This is a genomic window from Microcystis sp. M53598_WE2, from assembly GCF_030067735.1.
Taxonomy (GTDB): Bacteria; Cyanobacteriota; Cyanobacteriia; order Cyanobacteriales; family Microcystaceae; genus Microcystis; species Microcystis aeruginosa.
Genome location: NZ_JASJFE010000816.1, coordinates 1 through 3,076 on the forward strand (window position 1 = coordinate 1; position 3,076 = coordinate 3,076).

The 3,076-nt window shown below is 47.8% G+C and carries 3 protein-coding genes; 2 read left to right on the forward strand and 1 reads right to left on the reverse strand.

Features of this window, described 5'->3' with window-relative positions; translation table 11 throughout:
* Positions 1–191 precede the first annotated feature (191 nt).
* Positions 192–515 (reverse strand): thioredoxin, encoded by a 324-nt coding sequence (gene trxA / locus PX636_RS16555; protein ID WP_079206136.1) that lies wholly within the window; start codon positions 513–515, stop codon positions 192–194.
* Positions 516–854: 339 nt separating this feature from the next.
* On the opposite strand from trxA, the gene PX636_RS16560 reads away from it, so the two are divergent.
* Positions 855–1,295 (forward strand): recombinase family protein, encoded by a 441-nt coding sequence (locus tag PX636_RS16560; protein ID WP_353853490.1) that lies wholly within the window; start codon positions 855–857, stop codon positions 1,293–1,295.
* A 238-nt stretch (positions 1,296–1,533) separates the two neighbouring features.
* On the forward strand, positions 1,534–2,706 hold the full coding sequence (locus PX636_RS16565) for a CBS domain-containing protein (RefSeq protein WP_041804233.1): 1,173 nt from the start codon (positions 1,534–1,536) through the stop codon (positions 2,704–2,706).
* The last annotated feature ends 370 nt before the right edge of the window (positions 2,707–3,076 follow it).

Genomic DNA, 3,076 nt, shown 5'->3' on the forward strand with positions numbered 1-3,076 from the left:
GGACTCTGTGTAAGACAGTACATGGTTTTTTAACTGTGGTATGCGACGGTGGTGGAAGCAGAAACTTAAATCGTGAGGTTTAGGAATCGCCGCACTTTTAGGGCGGCGAGGATGTCAACGCCATACCTCAAAATTGAATAGTGGTGTGAGAAGGAAAGGGTTAAGGTCGGACGTTTGTCCAGAGTGGAAGACTATAATTGTCGTTCTACTGCAGCGGTAAATTCTTCATAGGGTTTAACCCCAACTAATGTTTCTATCAATTTCCCCTGTTTAAATACCATGACAGCCGGAATACTTCTAATCCCAAAGCGTTTGGCTACGGGTTTGTTACTGTCCAGGTCAAGTTTGAAGACTTTGGCGCGATCGCGATAGTCATCGGCCAATCGATCGATCAACGGCGCCACCAGTTTGCAAGGGCCACACCAGGTTGCCGTGCAATCTACCACCAACAGGGATTCACTGTTTAAGAGGGAATCAAATTCAGTTTCATCTTGAATAAATGTAGCCGTACCCATGTTTATATCTCCAGATTGATGCTGTGTAACTTAGGACAAATTCTCTTCTCGGTGCGTTTTACAATATAAATTCAGCCTTGACCCGCTCCTCATCTAAAAATGCTTGGCCTTAGCCCCTTTAACTTTCTCCCAGAAAGCGAAAGGGTTTGGGAGTCCAGGGCTATGAGTAAAGCAAAATGGCATAAGTCAATGTCCGCCTCCTTGGGGTATCGTATATAGTTTGGTCGTCCCAGACATCGATGGTGACATCTAGTCCCTGCTCATGGGGGGGTTTTACTTTGTAAGTCGTCATCGGCTGCTCCCAATCAAAACAAATTTGCGACGTTAAGTTACGGTAATATGGTTTTGCAAGTTATTGCATTGACATCCCCTATGACAGCGACCCCTTCAAACGATTTATCTGCCTGGGAGCGGCTAGAACAAGGTAGACAAGCAAAAGCAAGCAACGGTGGTTATGCGGGCTACGGCTCCCCTGCCTTTGGACAACGATCGATCGATGGTGAATTAGTGGATGATCCGGAAGAGTGCCGGGTCATTGAACTGATTCGCCGTCATCACAAATCAGGGAAATCCTTGCAGAAGATCGCCGATTGGCTTAATGAACAGGGCTACACCACCAAACGTGGTCAACCGTGGCAGCGTATTTCCGTAAAGCGGGTGCTTGATCGACTATATGGAAAGGTGTCCAGAATTTCCGGAGTAACCCCTCAGACCGAGCATAACCCGGAAGTACTCACCCCAGCGTCTGGTGATGCCGCTCCTAAAACCATTAGAGGCTGAGTAACCCCTAAATAAAAAGTTTCAGGCTTTAACCTGTTACATCCCTCTATGATACACCGAAGTGGGTCGAAAATCTTTACGAGTTTAATAAAAATTGTAACAAAACGTTACATCTTTTAGGAAAAAGTTAAATGACGCTACATTTTGAGATAGTTTTAGAACGGGTTTTGGCAACTCTGAGAGCCGGGGTTCTTTGCCCAGTGGCTGTTCTGCCTATCTTGGCTTTTGCGATCGCAGGATGGTGCTGATGTCCCTCGATACACCTCTGAGTTGGGCCCCCGATCTGGAAAAGGCGATCAATCGCCAACCCTTGACGGTGCCGCCAACCACTTCTCTGGCGGATGCGATCGCCCTAATCGGTCAGGCCCATAGCCGTCTGTGTTTACTCACCGATGACCTATCCCCTCTAGCTGCTCCGGCCGGAGAGGTGCGTGTTAGCTGTCTGCTGGTGGTGCAGGGGCAAGAGTTATTAGGAATTTTGACAGAACGCGATGTGGTGCGACTCACCGCTCAAGGGATTAACCTGTCCGAGACAACCGTTGCCGATGTGATGGTACATCCCCTGATCACGTTGCCCCAGCAATCTGCTCAAGACATTTTTGCCGCCCTGTTTTTGTTTCGTCGCTACCGAATTCGCCATTTGCCGATTGTCGATGACCAAGGACAGTTAATCGGGGTGATCTCCCATGAAAGTATTCGCCAGATATTGCGTCCGGCCAATCTATTGCGGTTTCGTCGCGTATCCGATGTGATGACCAGTCAAGTGGTACAGGCCCCACTCACCGCCACAGTCTTGCAATTGGCCCAGTTAATGGCTGAACATCGTGTCAGTTGTGTGGTGATCACCCAACGAGATTCCGAAGACAATGACTGCCCGGTTGGTATTGTGACAGAGCGAGATCTTGTCCAGTTTCAAGCCGTTCAAATCGATCTGCACAAAACTAGGGCCCAGACGGTGATGAGTACGCCGTTATTTCTCCTCAGCCCCGAGGATTCCCTGTGGACAGCCCATCAGGAAATGCAAAAACGGCGGGTGGGGCGTTTGGTGGTTTCTTGGAACTGGGGTCGGGGGTTGGGTATTGTTACACAAACCAGTCTGTTAAGGGTTTTTGACCCGATGGAAATGTATGGGGTGATTGAAAATTTACAACAAACCATTCAACAGCTAGAGTCCGAGCGATCGCCCTCCCTTCCTTCTCCACCAGCGGACTTATTACCCCAACGGACCCGCACCCCATCAGAAAAAGACATCGCAGGCGATCGCGAATTATTACTTACCTTGCTGGACAATGCCTACAAAGACGTAAAGTATATGTTGGCTAACTTAGATATTGTCGTCGAGCAGCGGCGATCTTTGCTTCAATCTGTTCTAGAGAAGCTTGCCCACCTCGGTCGTGAAATTAGCTCTTAGATATTCCTCTTCTGTCAGAGGAGGAGAGTTAGAATAGAGAGAAAAGCCCTCATACTCAACTTAATCGATTGATAAATTCTCTGTTGGCATCCGTTGGCTCTCTTGGGTTTGGTGGGTAAAATATATTCTAAGATACAGTCCTGCTGGCGAGCGAGTGGAACGAACCACAAAGACGCAAAGGACACAAAGATTGAACGCTCCTATATAAGTTAAACTTATCACACAAAGAATAAGAGAGCCATCCGTTTTTCCCTGTCATTTCTGTTTTCCCGTTCATATATAGGGTCTGCTGAAAAAGTTTTTCAGCAAACCCTAAGTAGGGAGGCACAATTATTTGTAGGATGGGTTAGGCGTTGGGTTTCATGCTTCA